We start from the raw sequence: 25,781 nt of genomic DNA, 5'->3' as shown, positions 1-25,781 counted from the left end.
GGGGATGCAGGTTAACGTTTCAAAAACAGCGGACTGGTGACGAGTGCCTCAATCAGCGAGGCCAGCTTATACCCGCCAGCCTTGGAAGCCTCAGCAATACGCTTTAGCTCATCGCGGTCAGAGAAGGTCATGCCCCGGCGCAGCGCATAGGTGGCGAGTTTGTCAGTCACGGCGGCGGCGAATTTATCCTCATCTTCCAGCAGGATCTTTTTCAAAGCCACCGAGTCGGCAAACTGGCGCCCGTCCGGTAGCACGCCGCTGGGATCGAGCGTGGGGTCGGCACCGGTGCCATCCTTGATCGTCTCCTCTGTGCGCCAGCGGCCGATGGCGTCGTAGTTGTCAAAGGCGATGCCGAGAGGATCGATCTTGTTGTGGCAGGCGGTGCAGTTTGGATCAGAGCGGTGCAGCTCCAGCTTCTCGCGCACCGTCGTTTTCTTCGCTTTCGCATCCGGCGTGCTCAGCGCGGGCACATTGGCAGGCGGCGGAGGCGGAGGCTTGCCAATGATGGACTCCAGCATCCAAACGCCACGATGCACCGGACGATGCCGCGTGCCGTCGGAGGTGAGGCTGAGCACGGAGGCCTGGGTGAGCAATCCACCGCGATGATCGTCCGCCTTTAGCGCGATGCGCTGCATTTGATCGCCACGAACGCCTTCGATGCCGTAGTGCGCGGCCAGGCGCTCATTGATCATCGTCCAATCAGAATCAAGAAAGTCACGCAGGCTGCCATTTCGTTTCAGCACTTCATTGAAGAAGGCCAGGGTTTCCGCCACCATGCTCTGCTCCAAATTCTCGTCGTAGTCGGGATACAATTCCTTGTCCGGCGGAAACATGCCCACCTTGCGGAGTTGCAGCCATTGGCGCGGGAAGCTGTCGGAAAACTCCTGCGCCTTGGGATCAGCGAGCATGCGTTTGACTTCCGCACCCAGCGTTTTCGCCTCGTGCAGCTTGCCCTGCTTCGCGAGATCCAGAAGGCGTGCATCCGGCATGGTGCTCCACAGGAAATAGGAGAGGCGGGACGCCAGTTCGTAGTCGCTGAGTCCGGGGGCGGCCTTCGCGGCATCTCCCTCTTCGAGATAGAGAAAGCTCTTCGCGCACAGCACGCCCATGAGGCCGTTCTTCACCGCCACTTCAAAGGTATCTCCCAGCTCCAGCGACTTGTTCACCGGCTGCATCAGGCGCTCGATCTCCTTGGCCTGCACCGGCCTGCGCCATGCGCGCGTGGCGAAGTTGGTGAGGATCTCCCGCGCATCCTTGCTGCTGTAGATCTGCTGATGGGCCTTCGTTGGCCAGGAGTCCACGATGGGGCCGTCCCACTCTACTGTGTCGATGATCAGCGTGGGCTGGATCGGCTTGAAGTCATCATCCGTCAGCTTGAGCTGCCATGGCACGCGGCTGCGGGTGGTGGTGAAGGCATTCGGCGTGCCGCTGTGGCGCGAGCGCCGGCCTTCGGGGTTCGGGCCAGGCACGGAGTTGATGATGCGGACGGGATACTTGCCCGCAACGAGATGCACCCTTGCCTCCACCGTGATGGGCTTGTCCTCCGGCGCATCCACATCCTGCTCGATGAGCGTGGTGTTGATGCTGGACATGTACACCTTCAGCCGCGGCGGGCGGCCGCCCTCGGGACGCAGGCCGCTGAGCTTGAGACGCAGGATGTAGTCGCCCGTGGTTTTGATGTCGATGTTCCAGGAGTCCGTGGTGTAATTTCTCGGCACGATTTCAATGCGCACCTTGTCCGCAATGCCACGCGCCTGATACTCCTCCTTGAAGCCCTTCCAGCGCATGTCAAAGGCCTCCCAGCGGATCACTTCGCGCTTCGGCTCGGGTCGAATTGACAGGGCCTCATCCAGAATCGTGTCTGCCGCGCTCAAATACTTCTCCACATGCGCCGGCGAGAGCGTCAGCACGGAGCCGATGCGCTCAAAACCCTTCCAGTCCGGGTCTTCCGGCAGGCCGCTCGGCGCTTTCACATCAAAGTTCACGCCCAGCAGATCGCGGATGGTGTTGCCATATTCGTCACGCGTCAGCTTGCGGAATGCCACACGTTCTCCGGCGGAGGACTGGCGCGCGGTTTCAGCTTCGCGCAGCTGCTGCACGATCCAGTCGGACACTGCGGAGATCTGCTCCGGTTTCGGCCTTCCCTCGTCCTCCGGCGGCATGTCCCCGGAGTTGATGCGGCTCATGATTTCCTCCCAGTGACCCATGATCTTGGGCGATTGCAGATCCACCACGAGATTGTCCACGCGCAGATCGCCCTTCTGCTTCTTGGCGTCATGGCACTTGTTGCAGTGTTCCTTGAAGAACGGGCGGACAAGGCCGGTCAGTTCACGCGATTCAGCGCCCATGAGCGAGTGGGAAAGCAGGATTGCGGAGGCGGTCAGCGCAAAGGTGGGAAGGCGTGTCATCGGTCGGTCATGGGACAAAACGGTGACCGCCGGGCCTTTGTGCACCGCCCCCGAATGTTCGGGGGCCGCAGTCCCGGCAGAAGACTGTGGCAGTTCGGCACTCCCCTCGCTAAGTTCCACGCACTGTGCGGCGACTCCTCCATCCACGCTTGTTTTTCCTGCTGCTGGCAGGCCAGACGGCGCGTGGCGGTATCGCGGAATGGATTCCTGAGATGCGAGCGCTTGCAGCCGATCGCGCGGCCTTGCAGCAAAAGCTCAGCACCATGCCAGCGGCACCCGAAGTGCAGTTCACCCAGCGTCTCGGCTGGCACAGCGAATACTCGTCCTCGCGTGACAAAGCGGAATGGGTGGAGCTGAATCTCGGCCAGGCTCAGCAGATCGACTCTGTGGTGCTCATCGCGCCGCCGCCGAATGGTGGCACCGTCACGCCCGGCTACGGCTTCCCGCTGCGATTTTACGTCGAGCTTCTCGAAGAGGGAGAGGACAACGAGCGCACCATCATCGCTGATCACACAGCGGAGGATTTTCCGAATCCCGGGGCGCTGCCCGTGGTCATCTCCGCAGGCGGACGCATGGCGCAAAAAGTCCGCATCACCGCCACACGTCTCTGCTCCACCGGAGAGCGCGGTTTCTTCGCACTGGGAGAGGTGATGTTGCTCCAGGGAAAGCAAAATCTAGGTGCGCGGCTGGAGGCCATCGGTCCCGCGGCAGTGCGTGCCAGCAGCAGCCAGGGCACGCGGCCAGACTGGGGCCGCATCAATCTGGTGGACGGCCACACCGTCCTCGGCCCCCCCCTCGGCACGCGCCGCAGTCCCACGCTTGGCTTTCGCAGCGTGCCCACCAGCGAAGGCCGCCCCTACACCAATCCCTGGGTGGAGGTGGATCTCGGCCAGGTGCGGCCCATTGATGAAATCCGCTTTTTCCCCGCGCATCCCCCCCAGTTTGCGCACAGCCACGGCTACGGCTTTCCCGTGCGCTACCAGATCGAGCTTCGCGAGGAGGACAATGACGAGCCGCGCATCCTGCCCGAGCCGCAATCCGGCAGCTACAACGCCCTTCCAGGAGACAACGTGGTCACCATCGTCGGCGCGCATCGCTCACGCTATGTGCGCATGCAGGTGCTGGCTCCGCATGTGAGCAATGGCTCCGTCGTGCTGGCCATCGCGGAGATGCAGGTGTGGTCCGAGGGGAAAAACATCGCCCAGGGCTGCGATGTGGATTCCACCGATTCCACACAGCAGGATGGCTGGTCCCGCACCGCTCTGGTGGACGGCTTTGCCAGCAGCGCGGACATCGTGGACTGGCCCGAATGGCTGGCCGCTCTTTCCCAGCGGCGGGAGCTGCAGCAGCAGCTCGGCGTGATCGAGGAAAAACGCGGGCTTGTCACCCAGCACTGGCAGCGCATCGCGGTGGGTTTGCTCATTGGCGGCGTCGCGGTGGCCATCATCATTCTGCTCATGTGGCTCAGGCGTCAGCGTCAGACCCGCCGGCAGGAGCTGGAGCGCCTGCGCGAGCGCATCGCGCAGGATTTGCACGATGAAATCGGCAGCAGCCTCGGCAGCATCGCCCTCATCGCGCAGGACATCCTGGCTGAGGGAGCGCAGAACGGCCAGGCCCGTGCAGATCTGCAGGAAATCAAGGAGATCGCCGACGAAACCGTGGGTGCCATGCGCGACATCACCCGCCTCATGCAGAGCGAGCGCTACGGCACCGATGACCTGACCACGCTGCTGCGCGAAACCGCCGCCCGCATGTTGCGCGGCATTTCCCACACCCTCGAAATCGACGAGCACGCCCAGACCCGCCGCCTCTCCGTGGACCGCCAGCGCGATCTCATGCTGATGTTCAAAGAAGCGCTGCACAATATCACCCGCCACGCCGCCGCCACGGAGGTGCGCATTTCCCTCACGCAGATTCACAACGACCTTGTCCTCACCCTCCGTGACAATGGCCAAGGCTTCGACACCACTGCAAAACACACCGGCATGGGCCTCACCAATCTGCATCGCCGTGCGGCGAAGCATCAAGGACGTACGGATATTGCGTCGTCGCCAGAAGGCACCGTTTTAACCCTCACTCTGCCGTTGCATGCCTGACGCAATCGCTTTAATCCGCCTCAGACCAGGCATGTACGTCGGCGACCCCGGCCCATGTGCCGTGGCGCACTTGGTGCATGAACTGGTAGCCAACGGGCTGGATCAGTATCTTGCCGGCCATGCGCGCAGAATTAACGTCACACATCAGGGGGCAGCCATCTGCGTGTCAGATGATGGCGCCGGTCTGCCATTTGACGAGCCAGGAGCGGAAGGCAGATCACTGGCGGAAACTTTCTTCACGGAATACCATCAAACGCCTACGGCGGATGGACACAGCCCGCACGTGCATCTGAATGCTGGAGGAATCGGCCTGATCGTAGTGACTGCTCTTTCAACCACGGTCGAAGTCGTCTCTCATCGCAGGGGCTTCCGCTGGCAGCAGCAATTCGAAAATGGCTGCGCTGTTTCAAGCCCGCAAAAAACTCCATCCACGGACCGAGGCACACGAATCACTTTTGTTCCCGATGCCAAAACGCTGCTTTCATCTTCTCCATCTTGGTCTCTCATCCGCCGCAAGCTCTTCGATACAGCCCACCTTTTTCCAGGTTTGATCTTGGGACTGCAGGAGGAAATATTCCATGCGCCGCGGGGCTTGATCGATCTCGCCGAGTTCATCACAGCCAAAGAGGAACCGTTTTCTAATCCAGATCAGCCGGCACTCAAGGTGGACATCGAGGTTGACGGCATCCACGTCAATGCGGCCGCCTGCGGCACCGCTGAGAAATGTCATTGGCTTTCCTGGTGCAATGGCATTGCCACCTCCCTGCATGGCACCCACGTTGCGGGTTTTAAAGACGCACTCCGTGCCGAAAAATGGACTCCAGCCGCCGCCATGATTCACGTTTTAATGAAGCAGCCTCGATTCAGCGCCCCCACAAGAGCCTCTCTCACCAATGAGCACGTTCGAAAAGTGGTGCGCCAAGCCATCCGCGATCAGATGAAGATGAACGGCTCGATCTAATCAACCCACTCCATGCCTGACCCCATCCAACTCTGGATCATCGAAGACCACAAGACCTACGGCGAGCGCCTGGCCCGTGCCTTGAACCGCCTCGATGGCATTTCCTGCACGCAGCGCTTCACGGCCTGCGAGGATGCCTTTGCCGCGCTCACCACCGAGCCTGCGCCGCAGGTGCTGCTGCTGGATGTGGGCCTGCCCGGCATGAACGGCATCGAAGGCATCGCACGGCTGCGGCAGCTCGCTCCGGAGGTGGCGATCGTGATTCTCACGGTCTTTGAAGAGGACGACAAAATCTTCCGCGCCATCTGTGCCGGAGCTGCGGGGTATCTCTTGAAAACCTCTAGCACAGAGGACATCGCCGCCGCCATTCGCAGTGCGGCAGCGGGGGGCTCGCCGATCAATCCGCACATCGCTCGGCGCGTGCTGGAGATGTTTTCCAAAGCCAACACGCCGCAGAAGGACTACGGCCTGACGCCGCGCGAGCTGGAGATTTTGAAGCTCCTCGTTGACGGCAGCACCATCAAGGACGCTGCCGCCCAGCTCGGCATTGGCTACTACACCGCAGACGAGTACATCCGCAGCGTGTATGTGAAGCTCCAGGTGCGCAGCCGGGGCAGCGCGATTGCGAAGGCGGTAAAGGAAGGGCTGGTATGAAGAGGAGAAAGAGCCAGAGGCCCTACTTCAAATACGGCCCCACCACTTCCTTCCAGATCGCATACCCGCTTGCATTCATGTGCAGGTTGTCTGAAACAAAAATATCGGGCTTCGGCATCCCATCCGGCCCCAGCATGTGCGGATAGACGTTGATGAACTGCAGCCGCTTGTCCGTCTTGGCAAACGCCTCCATCAGCCGGTTCGCCTCGATCATCTTGTCGATGAGCTTCCAGCGGCTCGGGTTCGGCGCGTTGGAGATGTAGCAGATGCGGCAGTCCGGCAGCGCGGCATGCACTTTGGCGGCGAAGGCTTTAAAGTCCGTGAACACCCGCTGCGGCGTCTTGCCTCCGGCGATGTCATTGCCCCCCGCATAAAACACCACCATGCGCGGCTTGTATTTGATCACGGTCAGATGCGCATAGTTGAAGGAATCAAACACTTCGGAGCCGCCAAAGCCCCGGTTCATCACGGGCAGACCGGGGAAATCATACGCCAGACTGGCCCACCGGCGGATGCTGGAACTGCCGGTGAAGACGATGGGATTCTCCGGCGGTGCCACCTGCTCATCCAGCTTTCCAAAGGCCATGATCTCCTTCTGCCAGCGGATGGCGGACGTCACCACATCATACCCCGCCTCGCTGAAGTGCAGCCGGTCCTCCACAAACAACTCCGGCCTCGGCTGGCCGTCCGCGCCCAGCAGCAGCGAAAAGGTGTCGACGTACTCCACACCCTGCTTCGCGCAGGATGCGGCGATCAGCGCATTGGCCTTCCTGACCTTCTCCACTTCCCCCCAGCGCGAGGGCGAGGGCGGAATGGAGATGTAGCCGATGGCCGTCTTCGGCAGCGCCGTGCGCACCTTGGAGACAAAGGAGTCAAACGAAGCCAGCACATCCTCCGGACTCCGCCCGGCATGAATGTCATTGCCACCCGCGTTCAGATACACCTGCTTCGGCTGGTATTTGATGACACAACGCTCGGCAAAAAACGCCACATCGCTGAGGTGGCAGCCGCCAAAGCCGCGGTTGAGCACCGAGATCTTTTTGAATCTCTCCGGCAGCGACTGCCAGCGGCGGATGTTGGACGCTCCCACAAACACTGTCACGTCCTTCGGCGGCGTCCTGGCGGCATCCTCCGCCTCAAAGGCCTGAATGGCTTTTTCAAAACGCGCCGGATCCGCGGTCTTGACGGTATCGGCCCAGACCGAGGTCAGAATAAGAAAAAGCACGGGAAAACAGCGATATTTCATGGCAGCATGGCAAACGTTGTGCGTTGTGGCACTCATGCAGCCTTTGCTCACAAGTTGGAAACGAAGATTTGCCCGGAAGCCCGCCCCGTTGGAAACGGCACGCGTGGCCGTGAGCGACGGCCCCTTTCCCGTCTCCTTTGCCACGGGGGGCCAGCCACTGGCTCCGGGGGTCACTTTGCTGCGCGAGGGCACCCGCTTCGTGGTCCATTCCCGCCATGCCACGGCGCTGGATCTCTGCCTCTACGATTTGAAGGACCCAGCCCGCGAGACCGCCCGCATCCGCATGCAGCGCACCGAGTGCGATCTGTGGCACGCCACCGTTCACGGCGTGCGTGCGGGCACCCTCTACGGTTATCGGGCCCACGGCCCCTGGCTGCCCCAGAATGCCATGCGCTTCAATGCCAAGAAGCTCATGCTCGACCCCTACGCCCGCGCCATTCACGGCGTGCCGCACGAGGCCGAGCACATGCGCACCCAGCCCGACCCACGTCACGGGCATGGTCGCATGGACAACGGAGCCTCTGCGCTGAAATGTGTCTTGGTCGACGAATCCTTTGACTGGACTGGCGACACCCCGCCCCGCGTCCCCTGGCAGGACACGGTGATCTGCGAGCTGCATGTGAAAGGCTTCACCCAGACGCACCCGGACGTGCCAGCCAGACTGCGCGGCACCTACGCCGGACTCGCGCACCCCTCCGTGACCTCCTACCTCACCGGCCTCGGAATCACCAGCGTGCAGCTCCTGCCTGTGCATCAGCACCTCGACGACGGCTTTCTGCTGGGCCGCGATCTCACCAACTACTGGGGCTACAACTCCATCGGCTTCTTCGCCCCGCACAACACCTATGCCGCCGCCACCGATCCGCAGGAGCAGGTCCGCGAGTTCAAGTCCATGGTCAAGGCCCTGCACGCCGCCGGCATCGAGGTCATTCTGGACGTGGTGTACAATCACACCGCTGAAGGCAATGAGCACGGCCCCTCTCTGATGTTTCGCGGGCTGGACGATCACAGCTACTACCGCCATCACTTTGGGGAGAGCGGCGCGGACTACATCAATGTCACCGGTTGCGGCAATTCCGTGGACTCCGCCAGCCTGCCCGCCCTGCGCCTCATTCTCGACAGCCTGCGCTACTGGGTCACCGAGATGCACGTGGACGGCTTCCGTTTTGACCTGGCCGTCACTGTGGCGCGCGATGAAAAGGACGGCTTCAACCGCCAGTCCCAGTTCCTCAGCGCCGTGGCGCAGGACCCCATCCTCTCGCGCGTCAAATTGATCGCCGAGGCCTGGGACATCTCCCGCATGGACAGCTACCAGGTGGGAAACTTCCCAGAACCCTGGCGCGAACTGAACGGCAAATACCGCGACACCGTGCGCAGCTGGTGGCGTGGAGACACTGGCTGCACCGCCGAATTTGCCAAACGCCTCTGCGGCAGCCAGGACGTCTTCGGCTGGAACCAGCGCCCGCCCCTGGCCAGCATCAATTTCCTCACCTCCCATGATGGCTTCACGCTGCTGGATCTCGTGAGCTATGAAAACAAGCACAACGAGGCCAACAACGAGGACAACCGCGATGGCGACAGCAACAACCACAGCAGCAACTGCGGCGTGGAAGGCCCCACGACGGACCCCAAAATCCTGCAGGCCCGCGGTCGCCTCCGCCGCGGCATGATCGCCACCATGATGTGCTCCCTCGGCGTGCCTTTCCTCACCGCGGGCGACGAACGTGGCCGCACCCAGGGCGGCAACAACAACGCCTACTGCCAGGACAGCCCCATCAGCTGGCTGGACTGGACGGACTGCGATGAAGAGATGCTCATCTTCACCCGCCAGATGACTGCTTTCCGCCGCAGCCACGCTGCCTTCCGCCGCAGCAGTTATTTCGACGGCAAGCTCAATCCCGCCACCGGCCTGCGGGACGTCCTCTGGCTGGAAAATGACGGCACACTGCTGCACCATGAGGAATGGCATCAGGAGACCCGCCGCTGCTTCGGCGCCCTGTTTGGCACCGTGGGCCAGTCCGCCAGCCCTCTGCTGCTGCTCTTTAACAACAGCGCCGAGCCCCAGCCCTTTGTCCTGCCAGGAGACAGCAGCATCTCCTGGAGTCTCGTTTTCGACACAGCGCTTTCACCATCCTTCCCCGCCAAAACCTCCACCTACACAGGCAGCGAGGCCTATTGCTTGGTCGCTCAAGGCATCGTCTGTCTGACACTGGCAGACGGGGACCCTGCCTTGTTGGAACCGAAGGTGTGAGCTAGGATCAAAGGGATGACATAGGATCAAATTCGGATCATGATCCCGCTGAGCTTTGTCTCAAGGCGTTCCCCTGCAAGGCACTCCAGCCCCTGTGTTCACCCCCTTTACGCGCTTAGTCACCCCGGCAAGGAGGCCTCACCCGCCCCTTAAGACGTGCCTGCAGGCCATTAAACACGGCTAAACCCATGGCAGCGAGCGCAAAAAAGCCTGCGCCAGCCCCTAAAAATCCATAGCTCAAGTTTGCTCAATCGTTTTATGGTGTTTATAGTTTATTTAGATGTCTGCAAGCCGTCTCGCATTGCCGTCCCCTATTCGCTCCCTGCTAAGCAGAGGGGCTGGGTCGGCCATGGTCTCGGGGTTTCTGGTGGTGGCGGTGTTCACCATGGTCGGCAAGATCGTCTCCTTTGCAAAAGACGCCCTGGTCGCCGACAAGTTCGGCACGGCAAGCGAGCTGGACGCCTTTGTTCTCGTCTTTGGCTATCTGACCTTTGTCTGCTCCGTGCTCGGCTGCGGAGTGCCGGAGGCCTTTGTGCCTGCATACGCAGAACTGCGCGAGCGCCGCGGCCTGCGCCGGGCCTACCGTCTGGGCGTGCAGGCTGCCGCCTGCCACTTCAGTGGCCTGCTGGTCTGTGGTGTGCTGCTGGCGCTGGCAGCTCCCTGGCTGATCGCTTGGACCACGAAGGGCTTTGACCCCGCCAAGCAGGCGCTGGCGGTGAGCCTGCTGCGCGGGCTGCTGCCCTTCCTGCTTTTCTTTGGCCTGTCCATGCATCTGGGGGCCTGGCTGCGTGTGGGAAAAACCTTCCTGCTCGCCGCCTCCGCTCCCATGCTCGTGCCGCTGACCATCGTGATCTTCCTGCTGCTCTCGGGCGACCACGTCAGTGCCTGGACGCTGGTCTATGGCACGGTCTGCGGCTCACTCGCGCATCTGTCCGTGGTGTCCTTCTCCATCGCCCGGCGCCTGCCGCGCAGGATGAGCTGGTGGCGCTGCACCCTGCGCCGTTGGGAGCCGGGGTTGCGCACCGTTCTGCGCAATGCCACTCCTTTCCTCATTGGCGGTGTCGCCTTTGGCAGTGCCGCGGTGGTCGATCAGGCGATGGCTGCATGGCTGCCCGCCGGCTCGGTGGCCGTGCTGGGGTATTCGGACAAAGTCTGCGCCGTGGTGCTGGCCGTCACCGCAGGCCCGGCTTCGGACGTACTGTTTCCGCATTTTGCCGAGCTCGTGGCCCAGCGTGACTGGAGCGGCCTGCGGAGGCGCCTTTTTACCAGCGCGGGCCTCATCGTCACCGCGTCTCTCCCCATGACGCTGGCGCTCTTCTTCATGGCGCCCTGGATCATCAGCCTGCTGTTTGAGCGCGGAGCCTTCGGCCCGCAGGACACCCAGCGGGTGGCGGAGGTGCTGCGCTGCGCCGCCTTCCAGATCCCGTTTTACATCCTCGGCATCGTCGCCGCGCGGGTCGCGGTCTCATTGCAGGCCTCGCGCTTCATGCTTACCACGGCGTTCAGCGCGCTCATTCTGAATGCCTCGCTGAACTGGCTGCTGATGCGGCAGATGGGCGCGGCGGGCATCGCCCTGTCCACCACCCTCGTTCACTGCATCTGCGCCTTTGCCACCTGCGCCACCTGTCTCATCGTCATCCGCCGAAGGGAGGCCGCCAGCACATGACCGCCGCGCCAGCCAGCCCCATGCTGCCTGCTTTCATGAAAGCGGCGGAAAAAAAGCGCGAGCAGATGACGAAGCTGCTCATCCTCGCCGCGCTAGCCCTGCTGGTTCCTACCATGACGAAATACCTCATGTGGGGAGACTCGGTGGGCGTCCTCCCCTTCAAGCCGCGAGACTACACCCTGCTCACGGTCGCCGGTGTCTGGGTCATGGTCATGCTGAACAGGCCCAGCCTCTGTCCCCCGGCTTTTTTCATGCTGATCGTGCCGCTGCTGCGGGTGCTGGACGTCACCTTCCTGCAGCGCTTCACCATCACCGCTTTGGGAGACCACAGCATCGTGGTGATGTCCCTGCTGTCCAATCTCCTCGTCACTTTCACCGTGGTGTTCTGCCTTTCGGCGGAGCCGTGGAAGCGTGTCGCCGTGTGGGTCGGCGTCTGCACCGCGCTGCTCTGCGCGGCGGGCGTCTATTACGAATGGCTGGGCTTCCGCTCCTTCACACGCATCCCGGGCCGCATGGCAGGCTTTCCGGAAGATCCGAACGACCCGCCCATCATCATCAGCCTCATGCTCAGCGTCATCTTCACGTTGAATCCGCGCTTCTGGTGGAATGTCGTGCTGGTCGCCGTGGTCTCCCCGGCCATCGCCCTCACTCTCAGCCGCAGCGGCATGGCGGTGTACTCCTGCCTCATGCTCTGCTACATCCTGGCCAATCTGCGCCAGCATTTCATGGGCATGCTGCTCGTCGTCGCCATCAGCGTGCCGCTGGCGATCGGCGGTGTGGCCATTCTGGCGCAGACCTCCACCAAGTCCGGTCTCATGACCAACAAGGACACCACGGACCGCCTCAAGGCCATCTACGAGCTGGACTTCGAGCGCATCAAATCGCCCGAACGCGGCAAGGACCTTCAGGATGGCTGGGAGGCCGCCGGTAAGGAGCCGCTCTGGGGCCATGGCACCGGCGCCGGCACCAGCGTGTGGAAGCCGCACAATCAAATCGTCTCGCTGTGGATCGACATCGGCATCATGGGACCGCTCCTTTACATCGGCGGCCTGCTGCTGCTGACCTTCCGTTGTTTCACCGGCAGGCTGCAGGGCGGCTACTGCCTGGTGCCGCTCTGGTTGTTCATACCATGCAGTCAGATTCTCGTGGAATCTCCGCACTACTGGTTTGCCGCCGCCGTATGCAGCAATCTGGCCTTCACCGGCCGCTTCCGCATCGTCCTTACGGCGCCTGCCAAAGCGCAGACCACACCTCACTCCCCGCTGCCACTCGCATGAAAATCGCTTTCATCATCCGCGATCTCGGCCACGGCGGTGCTCAGCGTCAGCTCGTCATGCTCTCTGCCGGCCTGGTCAAAGAAGGCCATGATGTCAGCGTGCTGCATTTCTACGAAGGTCCCTTCCGTGCCGAACTCGAGGCCGCCGGCGTGCGCACGCTGTGCATCGGCAAAAAGAGCCGCTGGGATCTCGCGGGCTTCTTCCTGCGTCTCGTCAAAACCGCGCGCCACATCCGCCCCGACGTGATCCACGGCTATCTCGCGGAGTCCAATCTCATGGCTCTTTTCCTGAAGCCCTTCTGCGGCTTTCCCCGCGTCGCCTGGGGTGTGCGGGACTCGCAGACAGACGCGCACCTCTGGGGCGTCCTCGGCAGAATGAGCTTTCGACTGAATTGTCTGCTTGCCCGTTTTGCAGATGTCATCCTCTGCAATTCACAGGCCGGGCGCGACTACTATGCCGCGCGTGGTTATCCGCCGAACAGGATGCATGTCGTGCCAAACGGCATCGATACGCAGCGTTTCAAGCCGCCAGCCCGCACGCCATCCGCATTGCGCACTTTTGGTCTCGTCGGCCGCATGAACCCGATGAAGGACATCGGCACCTTCCTCCGGGCGGCGGCGCTGGTGCCAGAGGCCAGGTTCATCATCGTCGGTTCTGGCGATGCCGCGTATGAGCGCCAGATGCGCGACCTTTCCACTCAGCTCGGTCTTGATGACCGCCTCACCTGGATGCCCGCGCAGCATGACATGCCAGCCGTGTACGCGCAGTTTGACTGCCTCGTGAACTCCAGCGCGTTTGGCGAAGGATTCTCCAACGTCATCGGCGAGGCCATGGCCTGCGGCGTGCCCTGCATCGCCAGCGACGTGGGCGACAGCGCCTGGATCATTGGCGACAAAGCGCAGGTCTTTCCCGTGGGCGATCACGCAGCGCTCGCCCAGTGCATGCGCAACTTCCGTCCCTCAGACCCGCGCCAACGCATCGTGGAGGAGTTCAGCGTGGCCAAGCTCGTGGAGCGCACCACGCGTCTGCTCTCCAAAAAAGTGCTCTGGCTTACCACCGGCCTTGGCAGCGGAGGCGCGGAGATGATGCTGGTGCAGCTCATTCGCGGACTGCCGCAGTTTGAGCACGTCGTCATCTCCCTCACCGCCGGAGGCAAGCATGCGACTGCATTGCGGGAGGCAGGCATCGGGGTCCACAGCCTCGACATGCCCGCTGGCAAACCGACGCTAAATTCTCTCTGGCGCTTGTTCAGGGTCGTTCGTGCCACCAAGGCGGATGTGATGATGGGCTGGATGTACCATGGCTGCTTCGCTGCCGTGCTAGCGCGCTTCATGCGTTTTAAAGGCGTTCCCATCATCTGGAACGTGCGCCAGAGCCTCTACGATTTGAAGCACGAGAAGCGCGGCTCCGCCCTCGTCATCCGCGCCCTCACCTGGCTGTCCTGGATGACGCAGCGCATCACTTACAACACGCAAACGGGCGCACGCCAGCACGAAGCACTCGGCTTCCGTGCGGAGAAAACGCAGCTCATCCCGAATGGATTTGATCTGTCCAAATGGCAGCCAGGAAAACAGGTCACTGGACTCATCGGCCGCTTCGGGCGCAATGCCTCCATGAAGGACTACCCCACCTTCATCGCTGCCGCGAAACTCATCCACGAGCAGCGTCCTGCAGCTCAGTTCATCATCGTGGGTGCAGACACGGAAAAGCTGGAGGTGCCCGAATACATCCAGCTTCTGGGCGAACGCCACGACCTGCCTGAGCTCACCGCCTCCCTCCACATCGCAGTGTCCTCTTCCGCCTTTGGCGAAGGCTTTCCCAATGTCGTCGGTGAGGCCATGGCCTGCACTGTGCCGGTCGTGGCCACCGACATTGGGGACACCCGCTGGGTCATGGGAGACACCGGCCATCTCGTCCCACCGGGAGATCCAGTTGCGCTCGCGCAGGCCTGCATCGCACTGCTGGATGCCGGCATCACTCAGGACCATGCGGCACGCGCGCGCATCGAGCAGCAGTTTTCCATCGACAGCGTGCTGCAGAAGTTTGCATCTCTGCTCAACTCTCCGCCACAGCCTTCGCCCCAAACGGAAGCACCGCTGCAGCATCGTCTCGTCACTTCACTTCCCCAATCCTGAACCATGTGCGGCATCGCAGGCTTCTTCAGTCCCCCCTCGGCGTGTCCCTCGCATGAGATGAACGCCATCGTCACCGCGATGACAGACGCCATCATCCTGCGAGGGCCGGATGACGCAGGCGCGTGGGTGGACTCTCCCAGCGGCATTGCCTTGGGCCACCGCCGCCTCTCCATTCTCGACCTCTCGCCGCTTGGCCATCAGCCGATGAACAGCGCCGATGGCCGCTTCGTACTCGTCTTCAATGGCGAGATCTACAACTTCCAGGATCTGCGAGCGGAACTCGAACCCCACGGACACACCTGGCGTGGACATTCCGACACCGAAGTCATGCTGGCCGCCTTCCGCCAGTGGGGCGTCATCGCGGCCACGCAGCGCTTCAACGGCATGTTTGCCTTCGCGGTTTGGGACAAGCAGGAGCGCGTGCTGCACCTCGCGCGGGATCGCATGGGCGAGAAGCCTCTCTACTACGGCTGGATCGGCGAGACCTTCGTCTTTGCCTCCGAATTGAAAGCCATCCAGCGTTTCCCCGGCTTCAATGCGAGCGTAGACCGTGAAGCACTGACCTCGCTGCTGCGCTTCAATTACATTCCCGATCCGCTCTGCATCTACCAGGGCTTCCACAAGCTGCCTCCTGCTGCCATGCTGAGCCTGAAAGCTCCTGCCGAGCGCCCGCAGCCAGGGTACTATTGGAGCCTGCCGCAGGCCGTGGAGCGCGGTCTGGACAATCCTTTTACCGGCAGCGAAGCCGAAGCCATCGACACGTTTGAAGCCATGCTCAAAAAAGCCGTGGGCATGCGCATGGTGTCTGACGTTCCGCTTGGCGCCTTCCTCAGCGGCGGCATCGACTCCTCCCTCATCGTGGCGATGATGCAGGCGCAAAGCGCCCGCCCGGTGCGCACCTTTACCATCGGATTCCACGAGAAGCAGTACAACGAGGCGGAGATTGCCAAGAGCGTTGCGCAACATCTCGGCACTGAGCACACCGAAATGTACGTCACCGGCGAAGACGCGCTCAACGTCATCCCGCAGCTTCCTGCGTTGTATGACGAACCGTTTGCCGACTACTCGCAGATCCCCACGCACCTCGTCTGCAAGATGGCGAGAAAGCACGTGACCGTGGCCCTCAGCGGCGATGCCGGAGATGAACTCTTTGGCGGTTACGAACGCTACGCCATGGGTCGCAGCATTTGGAACAAATTTTCCTGGATGCCGCGGCCGCTAAAGAAGCTCACAGCGACCGCACTCACCCTCATGCCACCTGGAGTTCTCAACAGCGTCGGGGCCAAAGTGCTGCCCAAAAGCAAACGCCACATCCCTGTCGGCGACAAATTGCACAAGCTCGCCGAAGTCGTTGCCGCACCGGGCACGGAGGCGTTGTATCTCACGATCATGTCCTACTGGAAGAAGCCCACAGATATCGTGATCGACGGCAAGGACCCCGTGACTGCCCTCACCAATCCCAAGGCCTGGCCGCGCGTGAGCGATTTCACCCATCGCATGATGTACCTCGACATGGAGACCTATCTGCCGGGAGACATTCTCACCAAGGTGGACCGCGCCGCCATGGGCGTGAGCCTCGAGGGACGCATTCCGCTGCTGGACACCGAGTTGATCGAGTTCGCCTGGCGCATCCCCTATTCGATGAAGGTGCGCGACGGCAAAGGCAAGTGGCTCATGCGCGAGACGCTCTACCGCCACGTGCCCAAGGCCATGATCGACCGCCCGAAGCAGGGCTTTGGCATTCCCCTGGAAATCTGGCTGCGCGGCCCCCTGCGCGACTGGGCCGAAGACCTCTTCAGCGAATCCCGCCTCAAACGCGAAGGCTTCTTCAACCCCGCTCCCATCCGCCAGAAATGGCAGGAACACCTCAGCGGCACGCGTAACTGGCACTTCTATCTGTGGGATATTCTGATGTTCCAGGCGTGGCTGCAGGCGCGGCCTTGAAGATGGGGACCATCTTGGTCCCCGGTTTGGAAGCGACGGCTGAACGCGGGAGCTTGAGGGATCAGGATGATCCCCCTAACTTCCTCAGCCTCAGCTGAGCTTGGCGCCCACCTTCTTCAGGATGGCTTCAAGCATGCGGCCATATTTGATGTAGCTGTCGTACTGCTCCCTGGCCTTCTGTTCAGGGGAGAGATCGTCAGCAGCACCTGCGCCGTGGAAGACGACGGCCACATGCGGCTCGATGCTGATGTAGCCGTTGTAGCCGGTTTCCACCAGATCCTTCATGATGCGTTCGGTCTGGCCTTCGCCTTCGCCCGGGAAGGTGTAAACGGCGTCGTTCTTGGTCTTGTCCCAGATGCCGTCTTTGACGTGCACGTGGGCCATGTAGGGCTTCACGGCCTGGTACATCTCCCATGCATCCTGCTTGTGTCCGGGCTTGTCGCGGTCGTCGATGAAGACGGGATTGCCAGTGTCAAAGACCCACTTCATGCCGGGCACGGCCTCGGCCATGCGCTTCACGTAAGTCGGGCTCATGCCGCCCCAGTTCATGCAGTTTTCATGCAGCACGGTGATGCCGGCGTCGGCAAAGCGTTTGTTGATTTCCGACATGCGGCGGATGCGCTCGGGCGCAAACTGCTCTTCCAAATCTTTGCCGCCTTCATCTTTGCACACGGCGTAGCTCATGACGCGGATCATCTTGGCGCCGAGGCGCTGCATGCGCGGGATGGCGCGGCCGATTTCTGCCTCGGTGATGCTGAAGTCATCCGTGATCTTCTTGGCCCAGTTGCCGATGAGGGAGCCGAAGCCGCTGACCTTCATGTTCTTCTCTGCCAGACGGGCCACGACCTTGTCAAAGGTGGCCTCAGGAATTTCATGCAGGTTTCCCTTCACGCCGTCAAATTCGACGATGCGGGACTCGATGCTGTCCCAGCCAAGTTCCTGGTGGGCCTGGATTTGCACATCCAAAGATGCGCCTGCTTCGTCTGCGATGCCGGTAAGTTTGATCATGGTCTGGGGGAGGGGATACGGGTGGGTCAGATTGATGGATGCTGGGCGCTGGAGCGCAAGGTTTGGCTTTGACAAAACACAGCCTCTCAGGCCAGCAAACCGGCGGCATTCTGCCACAGCACCGCGGTCGATTGCGCCGCATCCAGCGCGGATTCCTGCACCTTCAGCCGGGCGGACTCCCAGTAGAAAACGGGGGCGAACGAGCCGAAGACGACGCGCTCCAGCGGCCAGGTTTTGAGGAGGTTTTCCACGCCGCCCACGCCTTCGATCATGGCGAAATCCACCCAGACATTCGGGCACTCCTGCAGGTGCCGCATCAGCATGGTGGCGTTGGCGTTGAGGAGCATGAGGCGGGCCTCTTTCATCTCATGCATGATTCCTGGGAGGGGCTTCAGGTCGACCGGTGCCACCCGCACCTGGGGGTTTTGCGTGCGCTCGTCCTCCATCTGCACCACGAGCTGCACCAGGAGGCGGTGCTTTACGGCCAGAGCGAGCAGTTCACGAAAAGCGGGCGTATTCAGATCGTAGCCGTGGTAGTTCGGGTGAAGCCGGATGACGCGCATGCCATGGTCCAAGGCACAGCGTTTGACGTCGTCCTGCCAGTCCGGCAGCGAGAGATTGATGGTGCCGCAGGGGCGAAGTAGATGGCTTTGGCATGCCTGGGCAAGCTCTCGGTTCACATTGGCCACATCACGGCGCAGCAGGCCTTCGAAGGCTCCGGCCCATGCCTCCGTGACACCGCGCTTGAGCAGGCTCGTGGGGTCCGTGAACTCGCCGAACTGGCGAAAGGGATATGAGCCGAGATAGACGTGGCAGTCGGTGAGCTTCGGCTTGTCCTCCGCCTGCAACGTGGATGCCGCCAGTGCGGCGCTGGAGCTCAGAAGGAAAGTCCGGCGGTTCATGAGGGCAGTTTGAACGATTCGGCCACGGAGAAAAGCATTTCCTCCTGCCTTGCGCTATTTTGCCATATGCGTAGCCTTGAGCACCCAACCTGATGAACTGGTACTACAACAACGCCGGCGCCGCCGAAGGTCCCTTGGACGACCAGGCCATGACCGAGCTGGCACGTGCCAGCAAAGTGGTCTCGGACTCCCTCGTCTGGCATGCTGGGCTGGAGGCATGGCAGTCGGTCGCAGTGCTGTCGCCTGCCTGGTGGGCGGCGGCCTTGCCCACTCCTGCCGGCAGGCCGGTGGCGGAGACAAAGGCGGCAGGCAAAGGCAAGGCGACCAGTGCGGGTACGCGTCGTTTGTCCGGGCCGAATGCTCCGACGACGGAAGCCGCCGAGCCCAAGGAAAGCGGCGGGTTTTTCAAGAGGCTCTTCGGCTTTGGGAAAAAGAAGAAAGACTGATCGTCACGCCTTGATGCCCTTGGCCTTGAGAATCGGCAGCATCAGGCCGCGCAGGTTGTCGCAAAAAATTTTCTGTTTGTCAGCTTCGCTGATCTGAGCGCCATGCACCTTGGCCAGCTGGCTGGCAAAGCTGCGGCCTCCGCAGTCGCTGCCATAGATGACGCGTCCGGCACCGAGCTCGCGCACCGCCATTTCCGTGAAGCCCGCCGTAGGGTCTGAGCCGGCGAGATCGGCATACAGATTGGTCTGGGCACGGATGGCCCGGATGCCCAGCTCCCAGGTGCCACCCGTGTGGCCGCATATGATTGGCACCTCAGGGAAACGCCTGGCCAGTGCCACGAGATCGTCAGGCGTGGATTCGCCGGCGTAGTTGCCATTGGTCTTGAACCATGTGTGCTGGAAGATCACCGCTTTCAATTCGGCGGCGCGCCGGATGATCGCATCGATGGCGGACACGCTGCACTTTTCCGCCACCCATAGCTTTATGCCTACCATCGGGCCATTGGCCACGCAGCGCTCCAGTTCGGCGAGGCTCTCGGCAGGATGCCTGGCGCTGAGATAGACAAAACCAAAGGCCCGGTCCGGAAACTTGGCAAGCGCGCGCAGCACTTCGCTGTTTTGCTGCACCAGGTCAGCAGGCGTGGGATCCTGCGCCCACTTGAGGCCCATGTAAACGCACAGGCGCTCAATGCCCATGCGGTCGGCATAGACGAGGAGGGCTTTGAGGCGTTCCTCCGGCGTGAGGCCGGGGACGCCGGACATGTGGCAATGCAGATCCCAAATGCGCATGAGGAGGATTGAAGCGGAAGCCGCACACGCCGGCAATGTTTTCTTTGCGAGCCTGCCACTGCGCTTCATTTTGAGCCCATGCCCACCACCAAGCCCACCGATGTCCGTGTCACCGCCGCAGAAGTTTATTTCCTCCCCGTGACGATGCGCGTGCCGCTGAAGTTTGGCCCGGAAACGGTGACCAGCGCCGTCTGCCTGCGGGTGCATGTGACGGTGGAAGACCGGGGTGGCAAATCCGCACAGGGCTGGGGCGAGACGCCGCTCAGCGTCTCATGGGTCTGGCCCAGCAGTCTGAGCGTGGCGGTACGTGCTCAGCGCATGCAGGACTTTTCCACTTTGCTGGCCAAGCGCCTCGTGGAAAGCGGCTTCACCGGGCATCCGATGGAGATCGGCGCCGACTTCATGCACGGCCCGCTGGCGGCGACCTTGAAGGAGGCGAATGCAGCGGCAGGCGGCGATGCCATGCCCTACCTGGGCTCGCTCGTGGCCTTCAGCGCCTTCGACATCGCCGTGCATGACGCCTTTGGAGTGCTGCACAACCTGGACATCTACTCCACCTACAACGCGGAATTCATGAACCGCGATCTCTCCGCCTTCATCACGCCGGAAGAAGGCAGCGGCATCGATTTCAAAGGACGCTATCCGCAGGATTACCTGGTGATGGACGCGCCGAAACAACTGCCGGTCTGGCATCTCGTCGGTGGTGTGGATGCGCTTGAAGCTTCTGATCTGAACGGCACAGAGCCCAAGGACGAACACCCCCTGCTGCTGGCAGACTGGATCAAGCGCGACGGCCTGAAGTGTCTCAAGGTCAAGCTGCGCGGAACCGATGCTGCTTGGGACTTTGAGCGCATGCAGCGGATTGGAAGAATCGGCTTTGCCAATGGCGTGAAGTGGCTCAGCGCGGACTTTAACTGCACCGTCAAAGAGCCTGGCTACGTGAACGACATCCTCGACAAGCTGCTGCGCGACGAACCGGAAATCTATGCGCGCACCCTCTACGTCGAGCAGCCCTTCCCGTACGATCTGGAAGCGCATCAGATCGACGTGCGCAGCGTTTCAGCACGCAAACCGCTGTTCCTGGATGAGAGCGCGCACGACTGGGAGTTCGTGCGCCTGGGCCGCCGTCTCGGCTGGTCCGGCGTGGCCTTGAAGACCTGCAAAACGCAAACTGGCGCACTGCTAAGTCTATGCTGGGCCAAAGCCCACGGCATGCCCCTCATGGTGCAGGATCTGACCAATCCCATGCTCGCCATGATCCCTCATGTGCGCCTTGCCGCCCATGCCGGCACCATTCAGGGCGTGGAATGCAACGCCATGCAGTTCTATCCCGATGCCTCACTGCCAGAAGCGGAGATTCATCCCGGCCTCTTCCAGCGCCGCAACGGAATTGTGGACCTGAGCACCCTCAGCGGTCCCGGCTTTGGCTATCGTGCGGATGAAGTGAAGCGCGCTCTTACTGCAGCTCCTCAATCGTGAGGGTATAGCGGTGCGGGCTGTCGCCGTTGCCGAGGATGATTTTGTTTTCGCCGGTTTTCAGCGGAGAGGTGATGCAGCCTGCATCCACGGACACATGCTCACCATTGACCCATGAGCCGAGCTTGCTGCCACGGTCCCGCAGGATGAAATGGCCATGCTCGAAGTCGATCTCACAGTGATTGCGTGAGAGCTGGTAGGGATGCGGTTCCTCGATGGAAAGATCGTTGCGGGCGAGCGAAGACACCGCGGTGTCAAAGTAGGTGCGGCCGATGCGGAAGGGCAGCTTGGTGATGGTCTTTTCCACCCGTGGATGGTCCAGCCCGGTTTCTTCGTAGTGCGAGCGGATCTTCACGCGGAACACCGGCTCCTTGGCGGGCTTGGGTTTGGAAACCAGCGGGACGGTGGCGTTGGTGGTCGTGGTCAGAAGCAGATCAGTCTTACGGATGCGCTCAAACAGCGTCGCAAGATAGACGTGCAGACGCTCCGGCCTTTGGATGATCTGCTGCTCAAAATCCTCCTCCGCAATGGTTTCCAGCGTGGTGTTTTCCATTGCCGCAGCCGTGGCTGAGCGCGGACGGTCCATGATCATGCCCATCTCTCCAAAGATTTCTCCAGGACCGATCTGAGCGAGGGACTGGACGCCGTGGGAGGTGTTGATGGAAATCTCGACCATGCCGTTGACGATGAAGTATGCCTCCTTCGACTTGTCGCCTTCACGGAAAATGACCTGTCCACGTTGAAAATGCTCGGTTGCCATGGGTGGAGAATATGGGGAGGCCCCCCAGGGGTCAAGTCTTAGGTCGTCGAGTTTAGAGCCGCCGCAGAACCACATTGCGGATGCGTGCCCGCGAATCGTAGCTGGTAAAACCAAAAGGGGTGCATTTTTCGATCTCACCATCACGCAGTCCGAGTTTGTGGCCTTTGGTGCTGGTGTTGACGAAGAGCCTGCCATTGATCCAAGCCCGCAGGTCGTCATCGCGCACTTCGATGCGGACGAGGTGCCAGCGGTTGTTTTCAAACCGGGCGTTGCCGCGGGTGTTGTTCTCGCTGGCGTCCATTTCATCGATGCTGGAAATGCCAACAAGAGTGCCACCCCAGCCGCCGACAACTAGAGAGACATGCGACTCGTTCACCGGGAATGTCACAGTGCCAAAGAAGTCATTTCCCTCCACCCGCATGGCCTCGTACTCGATGGAGTAACGTGTGGCAGGCATTTCGGCTTCTTTCCATTTAGAAAGCTCCAACCGTGCGCCCGTCATCGGTCTGCCAGTTTCGAGTTTGATCTCGCCTTCCTCAATGGTGACCTTCCCTTCGTCAGGGATGTGCGCGGCTTTCCAGGCTGGGAGGAACTCGTCCGAAAGCAGCCTCCATTCGCTCCGCCTTGCAGGCCCGCACTGGGCGAGCATAAAAAAGAGGCAGAGCCACGCGGCCCTGCCTCCGAAATCATTGAGGACGCTCTTCATCAACCCTTCACGTCGTAGCAGGAGATGAACTCCTGGTCACGCAGGTAAAGCTTGCCATTGCTGATGACGGGGTGTGTCCAGATCTTGCCGTCGCGGGAGCGCTGGGAGCTTTGAGCGGCCAGCTTGAAGCTGCTGACGAGTTTCCAACCGCTTTTGGAGACCTCCACAAGGGCGATCGTGCCGTCGTTTTCCGCCTGGCAATAGAGCATGCCATCCGCGCTGGTGACCGCGCCTTTGCCAATGCCTTTGTCCTGCCAGACGATGTCTCCGGTCTTAAAGTCCTGGCAGGTCCAGCCGCCCTTGTCTGAGTGTCCGTAAAGCAGTCCGTCAATGAGGATAACGCCGCCATGGTGATTGACCATGTTGGTGTTGGAATACAACTCGGTGACATTGCCGCCGTCGATCTTAACCGATTTGCAACCGACGCCGTAACCGGCTGCCACATACACCTGCCCGTTGCTGTAGATGGGGGTCGGGATGACGGCGGTCTTGCCGGGGAATTCGGTCTTCCAGAGCACCTTGCCGGATTTGGAGACTCCGAGGATGCTGTTCATGAGCAGCTGCACATACTCGCGTTCTCCGCCCTCGGTGATGGGTATGACAGAGGAGTACTGGGCGTTTTCAGTCACATCCGTTGTCTGCCACAGGACTTTGCCGGTTTTGGCCTCCAGTGCTGCCACAGCGCCCTTGCTGCCTCCGGGAGTGACAATGACGAGGTCGCCATCCACGAGCGGGGATTCCGTGTAGCCCCAGCCCTGAAGCTTGCCGCCGAGGTCTTTGATCAGGCTTTTGGTCCAGACCATCTTGCCAGTCGCTGCATCCGCGCAGACGACGTCGCCATTGCCTCCGGTGGCATACACCATGCCGTTGGCAACGGTGGGTGTGGCGCGGGGGCCGTCTCCCCACTTGTTCTTCAAAATCGCTCCCACGGGAGTCTCCCATAGTTTCTTGCCTGTGGCAGTGTCGATGCAGATGAGCTTCTCCTCCGCATCGTAAAGACCCATGGTGTACAACTTGCCACCCACGACGGAGAAACCCGAATAGCCAAGGCCGGCCTCTTCATTCACCCACACACGCTTAGGACCGTCAGCCGGCCATTTTTTGAGCAGGCCGGTTTCTTTTGAGACATCGTCACGTGCCGGGCCACGCCATTGCGGCCAGTCTCCCGGCGCCCCGCCACTGGAGCCTCCGGCCAGAAGCGCCTGGTCGGCCTTGCTCAGGGCGGTGACCGCCAGAGTGAGGATCGTGCCGTTTTCACGCTTCAGGGTGACCTTCCCGCCGGCTACGCTGACGAGCTCGGCTTTGATCTCGTGGGTGCCGGAGGCATCTTTCCAGACGCGGATTTCAGCACTGGCCGCAACAGTCAGACAAAGTGATAACAAGGCGGTGGAGATGATCTTCATAAATTGGGTGGAAACAGGTGGAGTGATCTTAACGGACGAGTGGGCCATGCTTTTAGCACAGACTGCCCATTTTCGACGAGAGACTTTTTTCAGCCGCCCATGTCCTTGAGCAGGGACTCGGCTGCTGCGCGGGCGGGCTGCTCCTTAAAGTGGTCGTCTTTCAGAACGTCTCGCAGCAGCGAGCGCGCGGCGTCCGCCTTCTCGCCGCGCCGGAGCATTTCGGCACGGTAGAGCCGGAGGCGCAGCAGTTCGGCAGAATCCTGGGTGGTGGATTCTGCATGTTCGAGCAGGTCCAGGGCCTGCGGAAGCTTGGATTGAAGAGAGGCAAGCAGCGCGGTGAGTTCCAGGAGGCGCGGCCTCTGGCGCTTCTCGGCGAATTCCGTGAGCGCGGATTTGATGTGTCCGTCCGGCTCACCTGCCAGACGCAGCACCATGCCCTGGTAGAGTGCATAGTCACGGTCGGGGCCTTCACCAAGCTTTGTGCCGATTCCCCTGCCAAACGGGCGATACAGGGGATCTCCAAGAACGACATTCATCCATGACAGTGCAGGCGTGGCATTCCACGCGGCCTCTCCTACGGTGAAGCCTTCGAGAAGGCGTTTGTTAAAAATGTCGAAATGCATTGTGAGGGCGAGATAAGGCTCGTGCACATTGCCAAAGGTCACCGCCGCGCCATGAGAGAGCAGGGGGCCGGCCCAAAATTTATCCGTGGAGCGAAGGCTGCTGGCGCTGAAGGAATGCAGGTGGCAGGCGATGGCGCCGGTTTTGAACCTGAATGATGGCGAAGCGAGCGCGCCCGTAATGTGATCCGTGTACCAGCCAAAGTAGAGAATCGTGTCTGGCAGGGGCCATGCCTCGCGCAGCACTTCCGCGGAACGGTCGATGTACACAGGAATGCCTGCCCGGCGGAAGGATTCTGCGCTGCTCGTGAGCCATTCTTCGCCGTCCTGATAGACCCCCGATTTTTGCGCGAGATCAATGACCGCCCGGCCCAGCAGTCCGGTCTCTTCCGCCGAGATCGCATCATCGATCATACGCCGGACCGTGGAGTCATCCGGGCCATCCAGCCTGCCGACGATCAGCAAACCGGCCGTGTTTTGAGCATGGGGGAAGCGTGACGCCTGCTCAAAATAGGGATTGCGCAGGCCGCCCTGGATTGGCGGGCTGGTCAGGCCGAGTGCAGTCAGTTCGGAATCGACGCTGGCTTCATCCTCCTGGGACTGTTTCGGCTTCTGTGCCGCACGACGGATTTGAAACGGGAGGCCGCGCATGAGCACCAGAACGCGGACCTTGCTGAACGGAGCCATGGGTGCAGCAGTGCCGCTGCCTTTCCGGGCTTTGTCTGGAAGAGGCGAATCTGCCGACCACCAGTGCCTGGACTCAAAAAGCTGAAGCAGCGGGCCGCGCAACTGGGCTTCGAATTCACCGCGTGAAATGGAGTCTTCCTTTGAGCAGCGCAGGCCGATGACGCGCTCCTTGGGGATGTGTCGTCTGGTCGCGTAATAGGCGGCCAGCTCCGCAGAGCCGGGAAAGTCGGGATTGAAAATGACGGCCGTTTCAGAGCCTGCGTCCCATTCAGAGAGGTGCTGGGCCTGGATGGCAGGCGTGAGCGCAAGAAAGAAGATGCAGCAATGACGAAGGAACAGAGTCATT

Annotated in this window: 19 protein-coding genes; 10 read left to right on the top strand and 9 right to left on the bottom strand. The window is 61.4% G+C overall.

Going from position 1 to position 25,781, the window contains the following annotated elements; translation table 11 throughout:
- Nucleotides 1-11: 11 nt before the first annotated feature.
- On the bottom strand, nt 12-2,408 hold the full coding sequence (locus ACILSR_RS19775) for a DUF1592 domain-containing protein (protein ID WP_395751529.1): 2,397 nt from the start codon (nt 2,406-2,408) through the stop codon (nt 12-14).
- Between the two features lie 149 nt (nt 2,409-2,557).
- Between ACILSR_RS19775 and ACILSR_RS19770 the strand changes: the two genes are divergently transcribed.
- Genes ACILSR_RS19770 through ACILSR_RS19760 form a run of 3 tightly spaced genes read left to right on the top strand, consistent with a single transcriptional unit; the run spans nt 2,558 to nt 6,119 of the window.
- Nucleotides 2,558-4,504: an ATP-binding protein gene (locus ACILSR_RS19770; protein WP_395751528.1), complete on the top strand. Its 1,947-nt coding sequence runs from the start codon at nt 2,558-2,560 to the stop codon at nt 4,502-4,504.
- Nucleotides 4,497-5,465, top strand: coding sequence for a hypothetical protein (locus ACILSR_RS19765; RefSeq protein WP_395751527.1), 969 nt, complete (start codon nt 4,497-4,499; stop codon nt 5,463-5,465). Before ACILSR_RS19770 ends, ACILSR_RS19765 begins: the two co-directional genes overlap by 8 nt.
- Nucleotides 5,466-5,477: 12 nt before the next feature.
- On the top strand, nt 5,478-6,119 hold the full coding sequence (locus ACILSR_RS19760; protein WP_395751526.1) for a response regulator: 642 nt from the start codon (nt 5,478-5,480) through the stop codon (nt 6,117-6,119).
- Nucleotides 6,120-6,141: 22 nt separating this feature from the next.
- Here the strand turns inward: ACILSR_RS19760 and ACILSR_RS19755 are convergent, their stop codons facing one another.
- The gene (locus tag ACILSR_RS19755; RefSeq protein WP_395751525.1) at nt 6,142-7,365 is read right to left on the bottom strand and encodes a GDSL-type esterase/lipase family protein; all 1,224 of its coding nucleotides are present in this window, start codon (nt 7,363-7,365) and stop codon (nt 6,142-6,144) included.
- A gap of 109 nt (nt 7,366-7,474) precedes the next feature.
- Between ACILSR_RS19755 and glgX the strand changes: the two genes are divergently transcribed.
- From glgX to asnB, 5 genes are all read left to right on the top strand, one after another.
- Complete coding sequence (gene glgX / locus ACILSR_RS19750) at nt 7,475-9,616, top strand: glycogen debranching protein GlgX (protein WP_395751524.1); 2,142 nt, start codon at nt 7,475-7,477, stop codon at nt 9,614-9,616.
- Between the two features lie 349 nt (nt 9,617-9,965).
- Complete coding sequence (murJ, locus tag ACILSR_RS19745; RefSeq protein WP_395751523.1) at nt 9,966-11,282, top strand: murein biosynthesis integral membrane protein MurJ; 1,317 nt, start codon at nt 9,966-9,968, stop codon at nt 11,280-11,282.
- Entirely contained in the window at nt 11,279-12,559 is a 1,281-nt protein-coding gene (locus ACILSR_RS19740; protein ID WP_395751522.1) for an O-antigen ligase family protein, read from the top strand. The genes murJ and ACILSR_RS19740 overlap by 4 nt, the downstream gene beginning before the upstream one ends.
- Nucleotides 12,556-14,694, top strand: coding sequence for a glycosyltransferase (locus ACILSR_RS19735; RefSeq protein ID WP_395751521.1), 2,139 nt, complete (start codon nt 12,556-12,558; stop codon nt 14,692-14,694). Before ACILSR_RS19740 ends, ACILSR_RS19735 begins: the two co-directional genes overlap by 4 nt.
- 3 nt (nt 14,695-14,697) lie before the next feature.
- Nucleotides 14,698-16,638 (top strand): asparagine synthase (glutamine-hydrolyzing), encoded by a 1,941-nt coding sequence (gene asnB / locus ACILSR_RS19730; protein ID WP_395751520.1) that lies wholly within the window; start codon nt 14,698-14,700, stop codon nt 16,636-16,638.
- A 90-nt stretch (nt 16,639-16,728) separates the two neighbouring features.
- Here asnB and ACILSR_RS19725 read toward each other — a convergent pair whose 3' ends face one another.
- Nucleotides 16,729-17,646: a sugar phosphate isomerase/epimerase family protein gene (locus ACILSR_RS19725; protein WP_395751519.1), complete on the bottom strand. Its 918-nt coding sequence runs from the start codon at nt 17,644-17,646 to the stop codon at nt 16,729-16,731.
- Between the two features lie 86 nt (nt 17,647-17,732).
- Entirely contained in the window at nt 17,733-18,548 is an 816-nt protein-coding gene (locus ACILSR_RS19720) for an amidohydrolase family protein (RefSeq protein ID WP_395751518.1), read from the bottom strand.
- Nucleotides 18,549-18,640: 92 nt separating this feature from the next.
- Here ACILSR_RS19720 and ACILSR_RS19715 point away from each other — a divergent pair, with 92 nt between their 5' ends.
- Nucleotides 18,641-18,994: a DUF4339 domain-containing protein gene (locus tag ACILSR_RS19715; RefSeq protein WP_395751517.1), complete on the top strand. Its 354-nt coding sequence runs from the start codon at nt 18,641-18,643 to the stop codon at nt 18,992-18,994.
- A 3-nt stretch (nt 18,995-18,997) separates the two neighbouring features.
- Here ACILSR_RS19715 and ACILSR_RS19710 read toward each other — a convergent pair whose 3' ends face one another.
- Nucleotides 18,998-19,783, bottom strand: coding sequence for an amidohydrolase family protein (locus ACILSR_RS19710; RefSeq protein ID WP_395751516.1), 786 nt, complete (start codon nt 19,781-19,783; stop codon nt 18,998-19,000).
- A gap of 78 nt (nt 19,784-19,861) precedes the next feature.
- On the opposite strand from ACILSR_RS19710, the gene ACILSR_RS19705 reads away from it, so the two are divergent.
- Entirely contained in the window at nt 19,862-21,262 is a 1,401-nt protein-coding gene (locus ACILSR_RS19705; RefSeq protein ID WP_395751515.1) for an enolase C-terminal domain-like protein, read from the top strand.
- On the opposite strand, the gene ACILSR_RS19700 is transcribed toward ACILSR_RS19705, so the two are convergent.
- The 4 genes from ACILSR_RS19700 to ACILSR_RS19685 all read right to left on the bottom strand — a co-directional run bounded on the left by ACILSR_RS19700 (nt 21,240) and on the right by ACILSR_RS19685 (nt 25,780).
- Complete coding sequence (locus ACILSR_RS19700; RefSeq protein ID WP_395751514.1) at nt 21,240-22,019, bottom strand: cyclic nucleotide-binding domain-containing protein; 780 nt, start codon at nt 22,017-22,019, stop codon at nt 21,240-21,242. The two genes, ACILSR_RS19705 and ACILSR_RS19700, sit on opposite strands and share 23 nt — an antisense overlap.
- Nucleotides 22,020-22,071: 52 nt before the next feature.
- Nucleotides 22,072-22,725, bottom strand: a complete 654-nt coding sequence (locus tag ACILSR_RS19695) for a DUF1080 domain-containing protein (protein ID WP_395751513.1) — start codon at nt 22,723-22,725, stop codon at nt 22,072-22,074.
- On the bottom strand, nt 22,725-24,128 hold the full coding sequence (locus tag ACILSR_RS19690; protein WP_395751512.1) for a PQQ-binding-like beta-propeller repeat protein: 1,404 nt from the start codon (nt 24,126-24,128) through the stop codon (nt 22,725-22,727). The genes ACILSR_RS19695 and ACILSR_RS19690 overlap by 1 nt, the downstream gene beginning before the upstream one ends.
- A gap of 89 nt (nt 24,129-24,217) precedes the next feature.
- Nucleotides 24,218-25,780, bottom strand: coding sequence for a TIGR03790 family protein (locus ACILSR_RS19685; RefSeq protein WP_395751511.1), 1,563 nt, complete (start codon nt 25,778-25,780; stop codon nt 24,218-24,220).
- Between the last annotated feature and the right edge of the window lies 1 nt (nt 25,781).

Origin of the sequence: Prosthecobacter sp. (assembly GCF_044222565.1) — a bacterium.
Taxonomy (GTDB): Bacteria; Verrucomicrobiota; Verrucomicrobiia; order Verrucomicrobiales; family Verrucomicrobiaceae; genus Prosthecobacter.
The sequence above is the reverse complement of the archived record's forward strand: the minus strand, read 5'-3'. Positions and strand labels throughout refer to the sequence as shown.